Genomic DNA, 415 nt, shown 5'->3' on the forward strand with positions numbered 1-415 from the left:
GCCTGCAAGAACCCGATCAAGGAACCATCACGATTGAAGGCGAAACCGCTTCCATTCGAGCCCCGCGGGACGCCCACCGCCTCGGCATCTACCTCGTACCTCAGGAACCCTTGATTTTTCCGAACATGACCGTAGAAGAAAACATTCTGATCGGCATGGAGGAAAAGCAAACACTGCTTCGCGAGAAACTGCGCACACTGATGAATCAGCTTGGCTGGAACCTCTCCCTGCACCAAACGGCAGACAGCCTCTCGATCGCCGAACAACAGCTTTTGGAAATCATGCGGGGCCTCATCCGGGAGGCACGCATCCTGATTCTCGATGAACCCACCTCCACCCTGACTTTTGCTGAAATCCGTACCCTGTTTCAACTGTTGCGCTCTCTTGCAGACAAGGGCATAGGACTATTTTATAT

At 53.3% G+C, this 415-nt stretch carries 1 protein-coding gene; it reads left to right on the forward strand.

Going from position 1 to position 415, the window contains the following annotated elements:
• Window positions 1-415 (forward strand): ATP-binding cassette domain-containing protein (locus AC2JF9_RS09880; RefSeq protein ID WP_500727425.1); only part of this gene is annotated, 415 nt, incomplete at both ends.

This window comes from Lactobacillus sp. C449L, from assembly GCF_059900815.1.